Annotated in this window: 1 protein-coding gene; it reads right to left on the bottom strand. The window is 66.3% G+C overall.

The window, feature by feature from the left end; translation table 11 throughout:
* Positions 1–1,037 (bottom strand): AMP-binding protein (locus I8J34_RS24125; RefSeq protein WP_214364173.1); only part of this gene is annotated, 1,037 nt, incomplete at both ends.

The raw sequence follows: 1,037 nt of genomic DNA on the forward strand, positions 1-1,037 counted from the left end.
TGGGCGTCGAGGATGTAGATGCGCGTGTTGGCGATCGGGCGGCCGATGTGGCGCACGAAGCCGTCTTGCCGATCCATGGATACCCAGGTGGAGTAGGTGGTGGTCTCCGAGGGGCCGTAGAGGTTGCAGACCCGTTCGACCTGGGTGTGGGCGAAGATGCGTTCGACCAGATCGCGCTTGAGCGCTTCGCCGGCCAGGTTGATCACTTGTACCGATTCGGGCACGGCGTGTGCATTGGTCAGCGCACTCATGGCCGAGGGGACGGTGTTGATCAGGCTCACTTCCGGTTGCGCTTCGAGCAGGGTCAGGGCGTTGGCGACGATGTCGATGCGCGCCCCGACGCTTAGCGGCACGAAGCATTCATAGACGGCCAGGTCGAAGTTGATGGAGGTGGCGAACAGGGTGCGAGACAGCTCTTTGGCCTCGAACGCGCTTTGCGCCCAGGCGATGAAGTTCACGGCATTGCGGTGTTCGATGGCCACGCCCTTGGGGCGGCCGGTCGAGCCGGAGGTGTAGATGAGGTAGGCCAGGTGCGAGCTCTTCAGGGCGCCCACATGCGGATTGCTCGGCGCAGCCTGAGCCCAGGCCGGCTCGGTGGCGTCGAGTTCGAGCTGCGCCAAACCCTCGGCCGCCGCCACGCCAGCGAGCACGTCGCGGCCCAGGGCGTCGGTGAGCACGCCGATCGGGGCGCTGTCTTCGAGGATCTGGCCGAGCCTCTCGCTCGGGTAGGCGGGGTCGAGCGGCACGTAGGCGCCGCCGGCCTTGAGTACCGCCAACAATGCGACGATCAGCTCCGGGCTGCGATCGACGCACAGGGCCACGCGCGTATCGGGCGCCACGCCCAGACCGATCAGGTGATGGGCGAGCCGGTTGGCCCGGGCGTTCAGTTCGCCGTAGCTGAGCTGTTCGTCTTCGAAGACGAGCGCGATCGCCTCGGGGTGTCGTTGCACCTGCGTCTCGAACAGCGCGTGCATCGTGGCGTCGCGATCGTAGGCTTGGCGCGTCTCGTTCCAGCCGATGAGTACTTGGTGGCGTTC

The organism is Denitromonas iodatirespirans (assembly GCF_018524365.1).
In the GTDB taxonomy this organism is placed as follows: Bacteria; Pseudomonadota; Gammaproteobacteria; order Burkholderiales; family Rhodocyclaceae; genus Nitrogeniibacter; species Nitrogeniibacter iodatirespirans.